The following is a 14,257-nucleotide window of genomic DNA, read 5'->3' on the forward strand; positions in this document are numbered from 1 at the left end:
CTTGCAGCGTAGGCTCAATCCACCTGGGGAGTCCTTCGGGATCCTTGCTGCGGACCAAGGCATGGAAGTCTGCGATGGTCTTGCGCGCCTCGACGAGGGCCGTGACGCGGCCTTCGGCGGCGGCGACGATCACAATTTCGGCCTTCGAGAGGTTGTCGCGGCCTATCGTCATCAGCCGCGCGATGGTGCGGGCCGAGGGTACGCACGTCAGCGTGTCGGCATCCGCCTTCTCGGCTCGGCGCCGGCGGGTCGCCATTCGCCGACGACGCGCAGGGACCCACGGAAGGCCTGACCTTTGAGCTTGCGCCAGAGATCGGTTGCATTCCTGGCTCCACTGTCCCACTGCCCGTTCAGCTAGGGCAAGTGGAGTTCCAGCTGGCAGTCATCGCGACCCCGTATGGGTGTCTTGAACCACCATGGTGATGCGCGGCGTGATGACCGAGCTCCATTGCAGGTCGTCGATCATCGCCATGGAGATGTCTTCCGGGCAGCGAAATTGCTGCATCGCCCGCAATGCTGAGAGCGCCACAGTATTGTTGGCTTAGGATCGCTGTCGGGCGCTCCGGTTGGATCAGCAGGCGCACGGCCGCCTCATAACCGGTCACCCGAGTGAACTGCCCGTCGACGACGAAATTCGGGTTCGCCTCCACTAAACTGCAAGGTCCCATTGTTTGGGAATCGAGATCGGTTACGAGCTCGTTTGACGAAGGAAGGCAGCCAGCGTCGCATGCCGACGGCCGACCCGCAACCGCTCAAAGTTCTGTGCCGGATGACGGGGATTGCGCGGCGAAATGCAATGAAGTACCGCCACAGCCCAACCGCGCGGGCGGCGGCGGACTTGCCAGTGGCTGGCACGCGGAGCGTGCCGTCCTTCATACGTCTAGCTGCCGCGTCGACGTCGCGTCGGTGATCATCTTCTGGATACGTCGCTGCACGCGCCATTCCCGCCCGATATCCCTGATCACCGGACGTGCTTCGGGCGAGAAGATGTAGTTGCGGAAGAAGGCGACATAGTTTTCCATCGCCGGGTTCACACCTGAATAGAACTGCTTTTCGGGATCGCGCAATAAATCCATCAGGTCCGCGCAATGCCGGGCGAAGCCGCCGCGAAGGATGGATGGAGACGTCGTGAATTTCGGGAAGGTGCGGAACAGTGGAATCTTGATCCCGAGCAGGTGGGTATACTCGTTTCGCCGATGGAAGTGGCCCTTGCGGCGGACGTCCCAATTCTGGTCGGCTGCGTGAAATGACACCTGGGCTATCGTCGGATCGGCAAAGGGCACCAGCAGTTCCTCGTGCATTTCCCTCAAAGCGATCCAGTCATCTTCGAGGTGGAACACGTAGTCGGCACTCGTCGCAGCCCACAGCCTCGCGACGGCTGCGCAGAAGCCGGCGATTTCCGGCTGGAAGACGGTGGCGTCGGGGAAGTAACTGCGGAAGATTTCTACGCACGCGGCATGGTCCTCGTCCGATCCAAAGAGCGGGTCGAGATTGAGATAGACCTCACGCAGATCAAGCTTTCCCAGGACTTTCTGACTGAAACTCGCAAGCGTCTGGGCAAGTAGCTCCGGTCGCCTGGTGCCGACAACACACAAGTCGATCGTGGACATAACACAAATACTCCAACTGCTAGAATCGCGGTGGCGAGCTGTACCTGAATTGAGATGCCGGATACTTGCGAACAAGTATTTCCGGATCGTCTGATTGCCTTCAAAATCAGATCAAAATCCTGACCCTTTTTTTGAACTCCGCCCTGGTCGTCGGAGAGACTATAGAGCGCCTGAAGCACCAGGATCTTGAACATCAAAACCGACGCGAAAGGAGGTCGACCGCCCTCCGATCCGTCGGAGCGCTTCAGCGCCTTGGCTAACGGTTTCTCAAACACAGGGAATGATGCTGTTGAGCTTTTCCCAGAGGTCGCCGACGGCACTCAGGCGCTCGTAACGCTCGTCGCCTCAGAGGCGCGAGGGCGGCGCACAGCAACGCCGTGCCAAGCGACGTATTCTGCAAGTTTCGGATTCGGTTGAAGGGAACACAAATTTACCAAGTAGTCCATGGAAGCTCCCGATCTTTAGATGCGTCGGACACTGAAGTGATCCCCTGAGCATACGAGAGGCTCTCTTGAAGTTTGGTGCCCCAACTTCGTGTTCCAGCAGGGAGCGCATGCGGCGGCGCGAGATTATCTATCCTTTTGAGCGCTGGTTCGTCGGAATACGCAACTCCGTGTGCGCGTTAAATAGGTGCACGGCGGAAAGATCAACACCTACAGAGATGACGTTGCCGGGTTGCACGTCAAAACGATCTCGAACGGAGGCGACGATGGGAGTGGTCCCTAGCTGGGCCGTGATCTGGGTTTCGGCGCCGGTCGGCTCTATAAGCGAGACCGTCGCGTCTACTCCACCCTGGTTTATGAGGAGATGTTCGGGACGTATACCGTAGATGACGTCCTGGCCTCTTCTTGCCGCGACGCTTTCGGCGAGCGGAAGCTGAACGCCTCCTTCGGAGATAAACGCAAATGGTCCCGATGCACTGACTTTTCCTCGGATGAAGTTCATACCCGGAGAGCCGATGAAACCGGCGACAAAGAGGTTGGCCGGCCGGTCGTAAAGATCGAGCGGCGACCCGATCTGCTCAACGTAGCCGTCTCGCATGACTACGATCCGGTCGGCCATTGTCATCGCCTCGATCTGATCGTGCGTCACATAAATAGTCGTTGTCCTAAGCCGCTGGTGTAGCTGCTTGATCTCGGATCGCATCTGTACACGCAGCTTGGCGTCCAGATTCGAAAGCGGTTCGTCAAAAAGGAAAACCTGAGGCTGCCGTACGATAGCGCGTCCCATGGCAACGCGCTGACGCTGGCCACCCGACAGGTTTCTCGGATAGCGTTCAAGCAGGTGTTCGAGGTTCAGGATTTGCGCCGCTTCCCGGACACGTTGCCTGATTTCATCCTTCGGGGCCTTCGCCAGCCGAAGCGAAAAACCCATATTCGCTTCCACCGTCATATGAGGGTAAAGTGCGTAGGACTGAAACACCATCGCGATGTCGCGCTCTTTAGGCGCCACGTCGTTGACCACCTTGCTGCCGATGACGATGTCGCCGCTGGAAATTTCCTCAAGCCCTGCGATCATCCGCAGGAGTGTCGACTTCCCACAGCCGGACGGGCCGACGAGAATGACGAACTCCCCATCCTGGATGTCGACATCCACCCCGTGCAAAACTTCGAAATGACCGTAGCTCTTGCGGGCGCTTGTTACGGTTACTGATGCCATCGTCGTCTCCAGCAAATATTGTAAGAGTGTGAGAGCCGTTGGTGCCTACCGAAGCGCTGTCGCTTCGGAATAGGGCGCCAAGGCAGTATCAATTGCGGCGAGGCAAAGGCTCCGCGCGCTCGGCTTGACGCGCCCCGAAACGACATCCGGATACAATCGGCCAAGATACTGGCTGATCAGCGTTTCCGGGATCGGGTTCGGAAGCTCTGCAAAAAGTTGATTAACGGCTTCAGCGGCTCGGCTGTCCGGCCAGTAGTAGCGGATCCGGTCGCTGTAGCTGAAGTGGCGCTGCAGGTGCTGCTCTTCTGGTGTGCCGCCATAATGGCTCGACCAATGACCTGGATTGGCTTGCATGATGTCTTCCATGACCGCGGGAAGCCCAGTTGATGTAGCCGTACCGCCGATGGTTTGACGTATTGCAGCCAGCCCGTAGAGCGCTTCCCGAAGAGCGAAGGTCAGGCCGGGGCCCACCTTCAAAATCCCAAATCCGTCGTCAACCAAGCCGGATAGTTCCAACGCCGGCTGGTAGTCCGTCGAGTGTGCTTCGAACAGCAGACCCGGCATTTTATCGAGGGCCGAGATTAGGTTCGTTGCCCTATCAGGCTTGTAGAGTGCAACATCGGTGTTGCCGAACTCGACGCCGGGCTGAACCACAATACCGATGACGCGCTCGAGGGCAGGTTCGGCGCCGGCCGACGTAAAGGCCGCTCGATGAACCGTGAGGGTTCTCAAAGCAGCTTCCGGGTGTGTGACCTCCAGTTCTTCCAAGGCGTGAGTGGCGCCTCCGGGTGGGGGTACCTCCGTTCCAATGATGTAGACCGGCGGTTTGCGGCCGGCACGTTTTGCAGCGTCTTCGGCGGCTCTAGCCAACCGCGCTGCTCTTTCGGCTGTCAACGCATCCGTGAGCGCCCGCGGTTCTCCTGCGCAGCCCATCGATGTATCGAGATGCAGTTTCTCGAAGCCTGCCTCGACGTAGGACACTATCATTGCTTCGGCGCGTGTCATGGCCTCTTCCGCTGGAAGTCTTCTCCACGGGTTCGGGCCGAGATGATCGCCGCCAAGTATGATGTGGTTGGCGGGAAACGCGATGGCATCGGCGATCCGTTCGATGAAACGCCGAAAATCGGCCGGTGTCATGCCGGTGTATCCGCCCTCCTGATTGACCTGATTGCAGGTCGCCTCCAGCAGGAGTGCTCGACCCTCTCGAGCCGCGCGGCGCAACGCTGCCTCGACAACAAGAGGATGGGCGGAGCATACAGAGGTGATGCCCCTCGGTAGAGGCAGTGCTCTCGGCTCGATCAGCTTCGCCAAGGCGATCCGCCGGTTCTGATCAACGGCGTTCCTCATGCCAAGGTCACCACTTTGGTCAGATGACGCGGGGAAACGGTGTCGATCCGCCTCCACTGCGCGGCGCGTTCGCCAAGGACTTGCAAGACAGGCAGGAAGACGAGGCAGACCAATGAAGGATCGACGTCGACGGGAAGCTCAAAGTCGCCCGGGCCGCCCAGGCCGACGACAAATGCCCCCTTTTCGCGCAATTCCATGACGAGTTTGGTTTCTGCTTCCTTCTGGTCAGCGCTATAGAGCATGATAACCGCGGTCTCGCTGTCAACGAGGCTGATCGGCCCGTGGCGGTATTCAAGGGGATGAAATGCCTGTGTCAGCACCTGGCTCATTTCCATCAGTTTGAGAGCGCCTTCCGATGCGATCCCGTAGAGAGCACCGCCGCCCAAGAAAACAACGTGAGACCGCTCATGAACGCGCGTGGGTAATGACGCATTAAGAGTTTTTGCCAGCGCTTTCGCCGAAGTGGGGATCGAGCTGGGGACATCCTGGCCAATCATCTGCATACCGAGAAGCAGCATGAGGCTTGCGGATGCTGTCATAACGATCCCTTCATCTGGATGGGTAGCAGCCGCGACGACCTCATCGCAGCTCTTGGCAAGCGAGCTCTCCGATTCCACTGTCAGTCCCGTGACGAAGGCGCCGTTAGCACGGCTTTTTTGCGCTGCGGCTACGGTTTCAGTCGTTTCGCCACTGCGAGAGATGGCGACGACATGTGTCTTCGTCCAGTCGGGCCAGAAAAGCGACGGGCGATTGAACCACTCGGCGCCCGGCACAGCGATCGCCCGGCGCCCGGCGCCGTTTGCAAAGGCTGCCAGTGACTGTGCGAGGTAGTAGGAGGTGCCGCAGCCGACATAGACCAGGAGATCGGTCCTTTGCGTGACGTTGTTCGAACCGATTGCCTTTTCCCAGTATGCGAACTGCTCGAAAATCACCTGTTCTGTCGTGTTCATGTTGTCTCCGGATTATTTGACCGAACCGGCCAGCAGACCGCTGACGAGGTATCGATTGAGGAAAATGACGACGAGGGCAGGAATGACGATCGCGATTGATCCGCTTGCCGTGATCAGCCCGTAGTCGATGAAATTCTTGGTGACGAATTCGGGGATCAACACCGTCAGGGGCTTGGTGGCCTGCGGTGAGACGATAAGGGGAACCAAGTACTGGCCCCAGGCTCCCAGAAAGGTAAGGATGGCTGCCGCCGTTAAGCCCGGGCCTGCCAGCGGAAGCACAATATTGAAGAATATGTAGAGGCGCCCAGCACCGTCGAGCTGGGCTGCTTCCTCAAGCGCCAGCGGGAGCGCATCAAAGACGCTACGCAAAAGCCAGAGCGAGAGCGGCAGATATGCCGAGACATAGATCAAGGCGACACCGACATAGGTGTCGACCAGATGCATCTTGATCATGATCTGATAGAGAGGGATCAGGATCGCGTAAGCGGGGATTGCGAGCGTGGCAACCACGGCGGCAAACAGAACCCGACGGCCCGGGAACTGAATCCGGGTGAAGGCGTAGGCTCCAAGCGAGGAGATCGCAACGCACAAGAGCGTGGCTGCTGCAGAGGTGACGACGCTGTTGAAGAGGGCCGCACGAAACTGTCTCCAGACTTCGACACCGCCGATCCGGGCAATGTTAATACCCAGAAGGCGCGAATAGTGGTCCAGCGTGAGATTTTGCGGGAAGAAGTTGATCGGCCGCACCGAGAAATCTTCTGTCGGCGTTACGGAGCTGATGATCGTCCAATAGATCGGACCCAGGGACCAGATGAGCAGGAGGGCGACCCCGGTCCAAATCAGCAAGCGGTAAGAGAGGCTGTATTTCATCAGTCGAACCGTGTGTTGTGATAGACGCGAAGGACGTAAATGAGCGAGACGAGAAGCGAGGCAAAGGTGATGACCACTGAAAGCGCCATCCCGTAGGAAAAGTGGAGGTTCTGGAACGTCTCGAGATAGATCTGCACGAGGATAGGACGGGTTTCGAGGCTAGACCCGGCAAGCACCCAGGCTTCATCGAACAGGTTGAAGGCATTCACGGTCGCATTGGTCATGGCGACCGCTATTGCGCTGCGAACGAGCGGAATCGTGATGAGGCAAAACATCTGGGTGCGTGTCGCTCCGTCGATCCGTGCGGCTTCATAGAGGTGGCTGGGAATACTCTGCATTGCCGCCAGAACGATGACGATCGTCAGGGGCATCATGCGCCAGACATGGACGACAGTGACGGCAATAATGGCACTCGTTCGGTCGTTGAACCAAACGTGGTTGTCGAAAGGCAGCCCTAAAGCCGAGAGGATACCGTTGAGAAGACCTGCGCCCGGCTGGTAGATCCACAGCCAGATCACGGAGTTGACCACACCCGGCAGGGCCCAAGGCAGAATGACCGCTGCCAGTATCCATTGCCGCCCAACTTTGACCTGATTGATCAGTGCCGCCGCGAGAACGCCGAATACCGTCTCGGTAATGACGGCGAGGGCTACATAGATCAGGGTATTCGCCCAAGTGGTTGCCAACATGCCGTCGGAGAGCATGCGGGTGTAATTATCCAGCCCGACGAAGGGTGCCCCCGCCTGCATCGGATTGACCCTATGCAGGCTGTCCCAAAGCGTGCGGCCCATCGGGTAGAAGACGAGGGTCGCCATGGTGATGCCAATGGGCGCGACGAGTAGCACGCCGAGGCTAGTGTCGGCATTGAAGCCGACACCCCGCTTTCTTGCTGGCCGTCCAATGGTGACAGCGGTCATTGCGCCATCGCCCGTTTTGCCGCCTCGGCAATGCTTTCGACAGCCTGCTCGACCGTCATTTCGCCCTTGGCTGCACTGTTGATCGCCGTGTTCACGCCGCTTGAAAATTGAGGATACCAGGGCGGCGTGCCTTGTGGAAAAAGCGCTCCAGCGGATTTCGATTGCGCAACGAGCACATCTCCGCTTTGGAGCTTGCCTTCGGCGTTGAGTTCGGACAGAGCAGACGTTCGGGTTGGCAGGAAGCCGTTCGCTAAGTTCTTCTTTTGGTACTCTTTGCTCGTGAACCAGTTCACGAAGGCGATGGCCGCCTCCTTGTTGGCGGAGACCTTCGGTATTGCGAGCGCCTCCGGAAGGCCAAAGCTGCGGGTCTCGCCGCTTTCGGTCGGCACCAGGATCGCTTGGATCTGACCTGCCACCAACGACCGGTTGGGATCATTCATCTGGCTCAGACGGCCGGGTTCACCTGAAATCATGATGCTCGTAAGACCCTGAGCGAACAGGCTCTCGTTGATCTGGATATCCTTGAGACCGGTGGAGGCTGGATCGACAAGCCCTTGGTTCAGCAACATCAATTCGAATGCAAGCGCCTTGTAGCCGGCGGAGTCCGGCTTGGTGAAAAGAGGGTTGAAGTCCTTGTCGAACAGTTCTCCACCGAAGGCCTTTGTCAAAAGATACCAACTGGTCGATGCACCTTCAGTCGCCGAGAGTGGTAAACCGACGGGATATGTCGAAATGCCTTTTGCCTTGATTTGCTTTGCCGCTGCTACGAGTTCGTCCAGGGTCTTGGGCATCTGCGCAATGCCCGCATCGGCAAAGTGCTTCTTGTTGACGAGCATGACGCGGAAGTCGTTAGTGTAGGGTATTCCGAGCAGTTTGCCGTCGACCGTGAAGATCTTCGCAACTCCGATATCGCGGATCGTTTCTGCATCGATCACGTCGTTGAGCGGCATGTACCATTCGGCGGCGCTGAACTGTCCCGTCCATGACCAGTCGAATTCGGTGACGTCGGCAGGCGGCGTTTCAGCGACGAGCGCCGTAACTAACCTCGAGCGGATGTCGTCCCACGACAGGGTTTGCAGATCGACATGGATACCGGTTTCGTCTTCAAACTCCGCGGCGATGTCTGCTCTCTGAGGCGAGGGCATCAGCACGGTAATCGAGGCGCCAGCGAGCGGTTTGGATTCCTGCGCGAGCGCTGGCAAAGCGATAGCCAGCGCGCCGGAGGCAAGCAGTGACAAGATAATTCTACGCATGTTCCCTTCCTTCGTTGTTATTGAGGCTTCACATTCTAGACTGCGCAGTCGCCGCCATTGCGGATGCGGCGGTATGCCCGAGCCAGCCATCATCCAACGGCCAACCGAGGTTTTGGGCGGCCGCCAGAAGAGCACCGCCGATAGGGGGAAGTTTCGGCGTTTCCGCTACCTTGCCGAGCCGGCGCTCCAGTGCGTCGAGGAGGCGCGTGCTAGAGAACGTGCCACCCGCATAGGTCCATCCAGTGCCTGCCTCGCAGTGTTCGGCAATCGCTTTATGGTGCTTTGCAAGTTCCTCCGCGGCGCGCTCGATCAACCCGATCGCTCCCTGGTCGCCGGCCTGTGCCGCGCAATCAACGAGCGTCGCCAACGCAGCGATACTCGAACGGGGTTTTTCAAGGCCGCTGACCCAGCCGCCCAAAGCATCCATCGGATCTGCAGGATCGAGTTCGAGATGTCGGAAGATGATGTCCGCCAGCGCGGTCACCTGTGAGCGCCCATCCAGGCTCTGGCTGACGAGATTGAGGGCCAGACGGCCGATCCAGTAGCTGCTCCCTTCGTCACCGATAACATCGCCCCATCCGCCCGCGCGGGCAAGGTGCCCGCCGGCATTCCTTGCCCAGGCCATGGATCCGGTTCCAGAAAGGAGGAGAATGCCTGGCCGACCAGCGAAGGCGCCGAGATGAGCGGCGTCCACATCATTCAGGATGGTTGTCCGCGTAGCGGGAAACGCCTTCACGATCGCCGCTTCCTGAAGACGGGACAGATGCGAGACCTCGCCGTAAGCAGGCAGCGCTGCCGCGACTGATGCGAGGTTGCGCTCATGGCGAAACGGTGCGATGTTCCGCTCAAGTTCGGTCAGCCACTCCGCATTGTCCATCGGATTGACGCCTCCGCCCAAAGCAGTGCGCAAGATCCCGCCGCTCTTGTTAGCAAGAGCGACAAGCACCTTGCTCCCGCCGCCATCGATTCCGAGGATCAACTCGTCGCTCATGCTCTCGCTCCGATCGGCGCGAACGTCGTGTCCACACCGAGCTCCGAAAACTGAGTACGCCACTGCGCCGTAATGCCCGTATCGGTGACAAGCTTTGCAACGTTGAGCGGGGCGACCTTGTAAGTTGCCATCATCCCGAACTTTGACGAGTCCGCCAGGAGGTAGCGGTTGGCCGAGCGGTTAAGCATGCAACGGTTAAGGCTCGCCTCCGCACTGTCCACACTATAGATCGCGCCGTCGGGGCTCACCGCACTCGCCCCCAAGAAGAGTTGGTCAAGCCAAATAGCTTCCAACATCGCCTCCGCCTGTGGGCCTAGGAGGGAGGCGTTTTCGCTGCGCAACTGTCCGCCCAAAAGGACGACTTCAAGATCGGGAACGTTCAGGAATTCCTGAGCGACGATCAAGCCATTGGTAAAGATGCGCAATGGCATGGGGTTGAGGCGAATAAGCCGTGCGAGTTGGAGAACAGTCGTGCCGGCATCCAGGAAAACCGTCGTGCGTGGCGAAAGTAGTTGGTAGGCAGCGTTGGCGATGGCGCGTTTTGCGGAAAGCTGACGTTTCTCGCGCTCCTGGAAGGCCATTTCCACCGACGAGCCATCCGCGATCCGGGCGCCGCCGTGCACGCGATCGATGACACCATCATGCTCAAGAACCTGCAGGTCGCGCCGGACCGTGGCGAGGGACGCTCCGACCGCATCCGCGAGGTCCTGGATTGTCGAGAAGCCATTCGCGTAAAGGTGGCTACGGATGGCATCCAGACGATCAGACTTTATCCCGCCGTTTTGACTCATCGCGCCGCACTCCCTAAAAATTCGTATTGCGTCACATTTGCATCACACAAGATCATAGTCAATCAAGTTTTTGATCGTTTATGATTTTTGATGAGAAAAGTTCCCAAAAATGAGAAAGCGCCTCCCGGTGAGGAAGGCGCCTGTGCCGAAAGTGTCCGAAGGGTTTGCTCAGCGATACTGCGGCAGGAGATTTCCATGCCGTTCGATCAGCTCGTCGACTAGGCTCCAGATCTGATCGGGAGAGAGTTCGGCCGACGTGTGCGGATCGAGGAGAGCAGCCTGATAGATACGGTCGCGGTTTTTGGTGAGCGCGGCTTCCACCGTGAGTTCCTGCACCGATACGCTCAGCTTCATCACCGCGGCCAGTTGCGTGGGTACCCGTCCGATCCGGATCGGCTGGATTCCATTCCGGTCGACATGGCACGGCACTTCAACAATGCATTCAGGAGGGAGGTTTTCGATCAGCCCATTGTTCGGAACGTTGCCGTATATGAGCGCAGGCTTGCCGGTCGTCGCTGCATGGATGATGCCGGCGGCATATTCATTGCTCCGGCAGACCTCGATGGGGCTGTCTCCCTCGAGATCCTTGCGAAGGGCGTGCCAATCGGCGATCTGCACCTCGCATCTGCGGATGTATTCATCAAGGGGAATGTTCAGTTTGCCAATGAGCTCGGGCTGGCGTTCCTTGATGTACCATGACGTGTATTCCGAGAAATGCTCACTGGATTCGGTCACAAAATGGCCAAGTCTCATCAGGGCGTCGAAACGGACTCGATCGTCTGAAGGTACGCGCCCTTCTTCGGCGAGCGCCTTCAGGCAAGGATAGAGGTCCTCGCGTTTGCCATCGGAATGCAGCTTCTCGTATTTTAGGAAGAAGGCGACGTGGTTGATGCCCGCTGATAGGTAGTTGATATTGGCGATGTTCTCACCTAGGCATGTCGCCAGATGGGAGGCCGTATGCTGTACACTGTGGCACAGGCCCACCGTTCGGATGCCGGGCGTCAGTTCCTTGATGGCCCAGCAATTAATGGCCATCGGGTTGACGTATTGCATTAGCAGAGCATCGGGACAAACCTGCTCCATATCCCGGCAAATCGCCTCAAGCACCGGGATGGTCCGAAGTCCTCGGAAAATGCCGCCAATCCCGAGAGTGTCGGCGATGGTTTGCCTGAGGCCGTATTTTTTGGGTATTTCGAAATCGGTCACCGTGGCCGGCTTGTAACCGCCGACCTGCATCATCAAAATCACGAAATCCGCGCCCCGCAAGGCATCGCGCCGATCTAGCGTCGCTTCAATTCTCACCGTTTCGAGATTGAGGGCCTCGCAAATGCGCCGCGCCACGATTTCGGACGTCCTGAGGCGTTCTGCATCAATATCGAAGAGGCTGATGACGTAGTCGTGGTCGGATGAGGTGGATAGAACATCCCCTAGGATGTTCTGCGCAAAGACGGTGCTCCCCGCACCGACGAGGCAAATCTTAGGCATTTCGATCTCCTGATGATCAACGTCGCCATTCGTATGCCTATTTTATAACGGAATTTCTTCCTGCTATTGATATACTTATTCCCGAATCAAAGCGAGCAGGCATGCGAGAAGCTTCCCCCAAGGCGGGCGAGTGGGGCGAGTCGCCCCGCTCCTTCCTGATCGAGCGCCACGTCGCTGATGCGATGCGGGCCACCCATTGGCACGATCACATTGAAATCAATCTGCTGCTCAACGGCAGCATGACCTATCTTTTCAATGGGCGACATGCGCACGTAGAGGCGGGTCGCACTGCTCTCTTCTGGGCTGCGATCCCTCATCAGTCGATCTTCGTAACACCAGAAGCACACCTGATCTGCATTTATCTTCCCCTTGCCGATTTTCTGGCTCTCCCGATTGATAAGACGTCGCGTCAGGCGATCATGCAGGGCGCATTCGTAGTGCAACAAACGCGAAAGGACATGATGTCACTTCTTGCCGCGCAGTGGAGCGAGGAATGGGTATCCGGGAGTAATTTGCGGCGCCAATTGGTTTTTGATGAAGTGAAATTGGCCGTCCGTCGACTCATCCTCGATCAGTCAGACAATCAGGGCTCAGCCAAGCAATCCGGACCGCCGGCGAACCCCGCTATCCGGCATGCGCAAGTACTGACGGAGCTGATCAATGCACATTTCGCTGAAGTTTTGACGCTGACGTCGCTCTCAAAGCTCGCGAACGTCCACCCGACCACGGCAAACCGAGCTTTTCGAGATGTATTGGGAATTACCGCAATGGAGTATCTGACCCGATATCGGCTCGCGCGTGCCATGCAAAGACTTGCAGAAACAGATGATCCAATCGTGGAAATTGCCCACGAGAGCGGTTTTGGATCGAACACACGTTTTTACGATGTATTTAAGCAGCGTACTGGTACGACGCCACGGCAGTTCCGGCTTGGTACCCGGTCCTCGGATTAGTCTCGTCTTGGAAACCACTTCGCAGCTTTACTCTTCACCTGTGAGCGGATCGCATAGGCGAGAGTGCTGACGCATATCCCGCCGTATATGACGCCTCGTCGGAGACACGGAATACACGGCCTTGGCCACATCCTACGTCGTGCCCAGCCGGCGAAGCGACACCGTGGTGCACCAAACATCTGAAGTCTCGTGCCGGACACGTCGCAGTAGCGCCGGCTCGAGAAAGATGCAGCTCTCATCGTCAATGTGGGTGATGCGTTCGGCGATGAAGCCAACCGGTACCAAATCAGAGGGGCGAAACTTGGTGCTCATCAAGCTGATTCCTTTGTGGAAACCCACAAAGCAGCATCGTTACAACTGCATCAAAACTGAGTCAGAGCCAAATTTGCATGCCGAAACACAAGCAGACGAATGCCAACCGACCGCCCCGCTTTGGCCCTGCGCCTAAACCCGCTGGCATCGAACGTATTCCGATATTTGGGGTATCGCGGCGTGATCGACGAAGCTTAATCGCATGCGGCCCGAAATGCTGCCTCCAGGTGCAACGCATTGCACCCCGTGTCCGGACACGCCGAGAGCCATCTTGTTGAATCCGTCGTCCACATTGCTCACGGGCTCGACGCAAAAATAGCCCTCGTTCTCGGGCGCAAAGACCACAATCTTGTCGAGAGTTTCGTCTGCTTCAAGGACAAGGCTGTAGCCGCGACTTGGCCAAGTCAAGATTGCGTGGCGGCTCCACCCCGAAAAGCAATGGTCGAGAACGATACCTTCAAGCTTGCGACCAGCCGTGAAGTCCAATTCTGCCGGCGTGGGTTGGGGATCGATCGATCCTCCCGAATCCGGTTGCGACCACACTAACGGGTTTAGGGTCTTGACAGTTGTATCATTGTCTTTTGGGAAAAACGGATGAAAACCGATGCCGACCGGCATCGGCTCTTGCCCGGCATTTGTCACCGCCAACTCTACCTCGAGCTCATTTGGCGACAACCGAAGTCTTTGGTGGACACTGTATCTGAAGGGATACCCGGTGACGCCGGTATGTTCTAGCGCAAGCTCTAGAGTGGCCTGCCCCTGGCAGCTTGTCTGCCAAGGTGAAACCCACCCGTCACCGTGGATAGGTACCGTTTGGCGATGATGGGTTCGCGGGAGCCGATAGTTCTTGCCAAGGAAGCTGAAACGCCCACCGACCACGGGACCCGAATAGGGTACGAGCGGAAAGCACCCCATGACAAGCGCCTCTCTCGCATCCACGACCTTGGGCTCTACTGGACGCAGCAAGTCGCAGAATCGGCCGCCGTGCCGGACTTGCCATGAGCGGATCGACCCACATTCGGGCTCGATGAGCAGCGAGCTTGTTTCCGTCCGTAAGTATTGCGTCATCGCTGGTGTCCATGTTGCCGGTGGGTATTGCTTTTCAGCCGAGCAGATCGG

The 14,257-nt window shown here is 58.0% G+C and carries 14 protein-coding genes and 1 pseudogene; 2 read left to right on the forward strand and 13 right to left on the reverse strand.

The features are described from left to right. The first annotated feature begins 61 nt into the window (after positions 1–61). On the forward strand, positions 62–292 hold the full coding sequence (locus C1A35_RS36145) for a hypothetical protein (RefSeq protein WP_158665217.1): 231 nt from the start codon (positions 62–64) through the stop codon (positions 290–292). Positions 293–382: 90 nt separating this feature from the next. On the opposite strand, the gene C1A35_RS37145 is transcribed toward C1A35_RS36145, so the two are convergent. The 11 genes and pseudogenes from C1A35_RS37145 to C1A35_RS31830 form a co-directional block, all read right to left on the reverse strand. Further along, positions 383–505 (reverse strand): hypothetical protein, encoded by a 123-nt coding sequence (locus tag C1A35_RS37145; protein WP_272939280.1) that lies wholly within the window; start codon positions 503–505, stop codon positions 383–385. Between the two features lie 367 nt (positions 506–872). Further along, the gene (locus C1A35_RS31780; protein WP_234823086.1) at positions 873–1,610 is read right to left on the reverse strand and encodes a glycosyltransferase family 2 protein; all 738 of its coding nucleotides are present in this window, start codon (positions 1,608–1,610) and stop codon (positions 873–875) included. 573 nt (positions 1,611–2,183) lie between these two features. Further along, complete coding sequence (locus C1A35_RS31790) at positions 2,184–3,269, reverse strand: ABC transporter ATP-binding protein (RefSeq protein ID WP_104668227.1); 1,086 nt, start codon at positions 3,267–3,269, stop codon at positions 2,184–2,186. 45 nt (positions 3,270–3,314) lie between these two features. Further along, complete coding sequence (locus tag C1A35_RS31795) at positions 3,315–4,616, reverse strand: D-tagatose-bisphosphate aldolase, class II, non-catalytic subunit (RefSeq protein WP_104668228.1); 1,302 nt, start codon at positions 4,614–4,616, stop codon at positions 3,315–3,317. Beyond that, positions 4,613–5,566 (reverse strand): SIS domain-containing protein, encoded by a 954-nt coding sequence (locus tag C1A35_RS31800; RefSeq protein ID WP_104668229.1) that lies wholly within the window; start codon positions 5,564–5,566, stop codon positions 4,613–4,615. The genes C1A35_RS31795 and C1A35_RS31800 overlap by 4 nt, the downstream gene beginning before the upstream one ends. A gap of 12 nt (positions 5,567–5,578) precedes the next feature. Next, positions 5,579–6,436 carry a carbohydrate ABC transporter permease gene (locus tag C1A35_RS31805; protein WP_104668230.1) on the reverse strand — a complete coding sequence of 286 codons (858 nt, stop codon included), beginning with the start codon at positions 6,434–6,436 and terminating at the stop codon, positions 5,579–5,581. Next, positions 6,436–7,353, reverse strand: coding sequence for a carbohydrate ABC transporter permease (locus C1A35_RS31810; protein WP_104668231.1), 918 nt, complete (start codon positions 7,351–7,353; stop codon positions 6,436–6,438). The genes C1A35_RS31805 and C1A35_RS31810 overlap by 1 nt, the downstream gene beginning before the upstream one ends. Continuing rightward, positions 7,350–8,606 carry an ABC transporter substrate-binding protein gene (locus C1A35_RS31815; RefSeq protein WP_104668232.1) on the reverse strand — a complete coding sequence of 419 codons (1,257 nt, stop codon included), beginning with the start codon at positions 8,604–8,606 and terminating at the stop codon, positions 7,350–7,352. The genes C1A35_RS31810 and C1A35_RS31815 overlap by 4 nt, the downstream gene beginning before the upstream one ends. 35 nt (positions 8,607–8,641) lie before the next feature. Next, a pseudogene (locus tag C1A35_RS31820) lies at positions 8,642–9,597 on the reverse strand (N-acetylglucosamine kinase). After that, positions 9,594–10,388, reverse strand: coding sequence for a DeoR/GlpR family DNA-binding transcription regulator (locus tag C1A35_RS31825; protein ID WP_104668234.1), 795 nt, complete (start codon positions 10,386–10,388; stop codon positions 9,594–9,596). The pseudogene C1A35_RS31820 and the gene C1A35_RS31825 overlap by 4 nt, the downstream one beginning before the upstream one ends. 168 nt (positions 10,389–10,556) lie before the next feature. Continuing rightward, positions 10,557–11,873 carry an alpha-glucosidase/alpha-galactosidase gene (locus C1A35_RS31830; RefSeq protein WP_104668235.1) on the reverse strand — a complete coding sequence of 439 codons (1,317 nt, stop codon included), beginning with the start codon at positions 11,871–11,873 and terminating at the stop codon, positions 10,557–10,559. 101 nt (positions 11,874–11,974) lie between these two features. Between C1A35_RS31830 and C1A35_RS31835 the strand changes: the two genes are divergently transcribed. Further along, complete coding sequence (locus tag C1A35_RS31835; RefSeq protein WP_104668236.1) at positions 11,975–12,826, forward strand: helix-turn-helix domain-containing protein; 852 nt, start codon at positions 11,975–11,977, stop codon at positions 12,824–12,826. Between the two features lie 132 nt (positions 12,827–12,958). On the opposite strand, the gene C1A35_RS36485 is transcribed toward C1A35_RS31835, so the two are convergent. Beyond that, a complete protein-coding gene (locus tag C1A35_RS36485) occupies positions 12,959–13,138 on the reverse strand; it encodes a hypothetical protein (protein ID WP_199773083.1) in 180 nt (59 codons plus the stop codon). 132 nt (positions 13,139–13,270) lie between these two features. After that, a complete protein-coding gene (locus C1A35_RS31840) occupies positions 13,271–14,206 on the reverse strand; it encodes an aldose 1-epimerase (RefSeq protein ID WP_104668237.1) in 936 nt (311 codons plus the stop codon). Positions 14,207–14,257: the final 51 nt, after the last annotated feature.

Source organism: Ensifer adhaerens (genome assembly GCF_002940685.1).
GTDB classification, from domain to species: Bacteria; Pseudomonadota; Alphaproteobacteria; order Rhizobiales; family Rhizobiaceae; genus Ensifer; species Ensifer adhaerens_E.

Excerpts from the sequence above, each read along its gene's own strand:
- C1A35_RS31835 (WP_104668236.1), top strand. The coding sequence starts at position 11,975 with ATGCGAGAAGCTTCCCCCAAGGCGGGCGAGTGGGGCGAGTCGCCCCGC.
- C1A35_RS31805 (WP_104668230.1), bottom strand. The coding sequence starts at position 6,436 with ATGAAATACAGCCTCTCTTACCGCTTGCTGATTTGGACCGGGGTCGCC.
- C1A35_RS31815 (WP_104668232.1), bottom strand. The coding sequence starts at position 8,606 with ATGCGTAGAATTATCTTGTCACTGCTTGCCTCCGGCGCGCTGGCTATC.
- C1A35_RS31825 (WP_104668234.1), bottom strand. The coding sequence starts at position 10,388 with ATGAGTCAAAACGGCGGGATAAAGTCTGATCGTCTGGATGCCATCCGT.
- C1A35_RS36145 (WP_158665217.1), top strand. The coding sequence starts at position 62 with ATGGAAGTCTGCGATGGTCTTGCGCGCCTCGACGAGGGCCGTGACGCG.
- C1A35_RS31840 (WP_104668237.1), bottom strand. The coding sequence starts at position 14,206 with ATGACGCAATACTTACGGACGGAAACAAGCTCGCTGCTCATCGAGCCC.
- C1A35_RS31795 (WP_104668228.1), bottom strand. The coding sequence starts at position 4,616 with ATGAGGAACGCCGTTGATCAGAACCGGCGGATCGCCTTGGCGAAGCTG.
- C1A35_RS31790 (WP_104668227.1), bottom strand. The coding sequence starts at position 3,269 with ATGGCATCAGTAACCGTAACAAGCGCCCGCAAGAGCTACGGTCATTTC.
- C1A35_RS31780 (WP_234823086.1), bottom strand. The coding sequence starts at position 1,610 with ATGTCCACGATCGACTTGTGTGTTGTCGGCACCAGGCGACCGGAGCTA.
- C1A35_RS37145 (WP_272939280.1), bottom strand. The coding sequence starts at position 505 with ATGCAGCAATTTCGCTGCCCGGAAGACATCTCCATGGCGATGATCGAC.
- C1A35_RS36485 (WP_199773083.1), bottom strand. The coding sequence starts at position 13,138 with ATGAGCACCAAGTTTCGCCCCTCTGATTTGGTACCGGTTGGCTTCATC.
- C1A35_RS31810 (WP_104668231.1), bottom strand. The coding sequence starts at position 7,353 with ATGACCGCTGTCACCATTGGACGGCCAGCAAGAAAGCGGGGTGTCGGC.
- C1A35_RS31830 (WP_104668235.1), bottom strand. The coding sequence starts at position 11,873 with ATGCCTAAGATTTGCCTCGTCGGTGCGGGGAGCACCGTCTTTGCGCAG.
- C1A35_RS31800 (WP_104668229.1), bottom strand. The coding sequence starts at position 5,566 with ATGAACACGACAGAACAGGTGATTTTCGAGCAGTTCGCATACTGGGAA.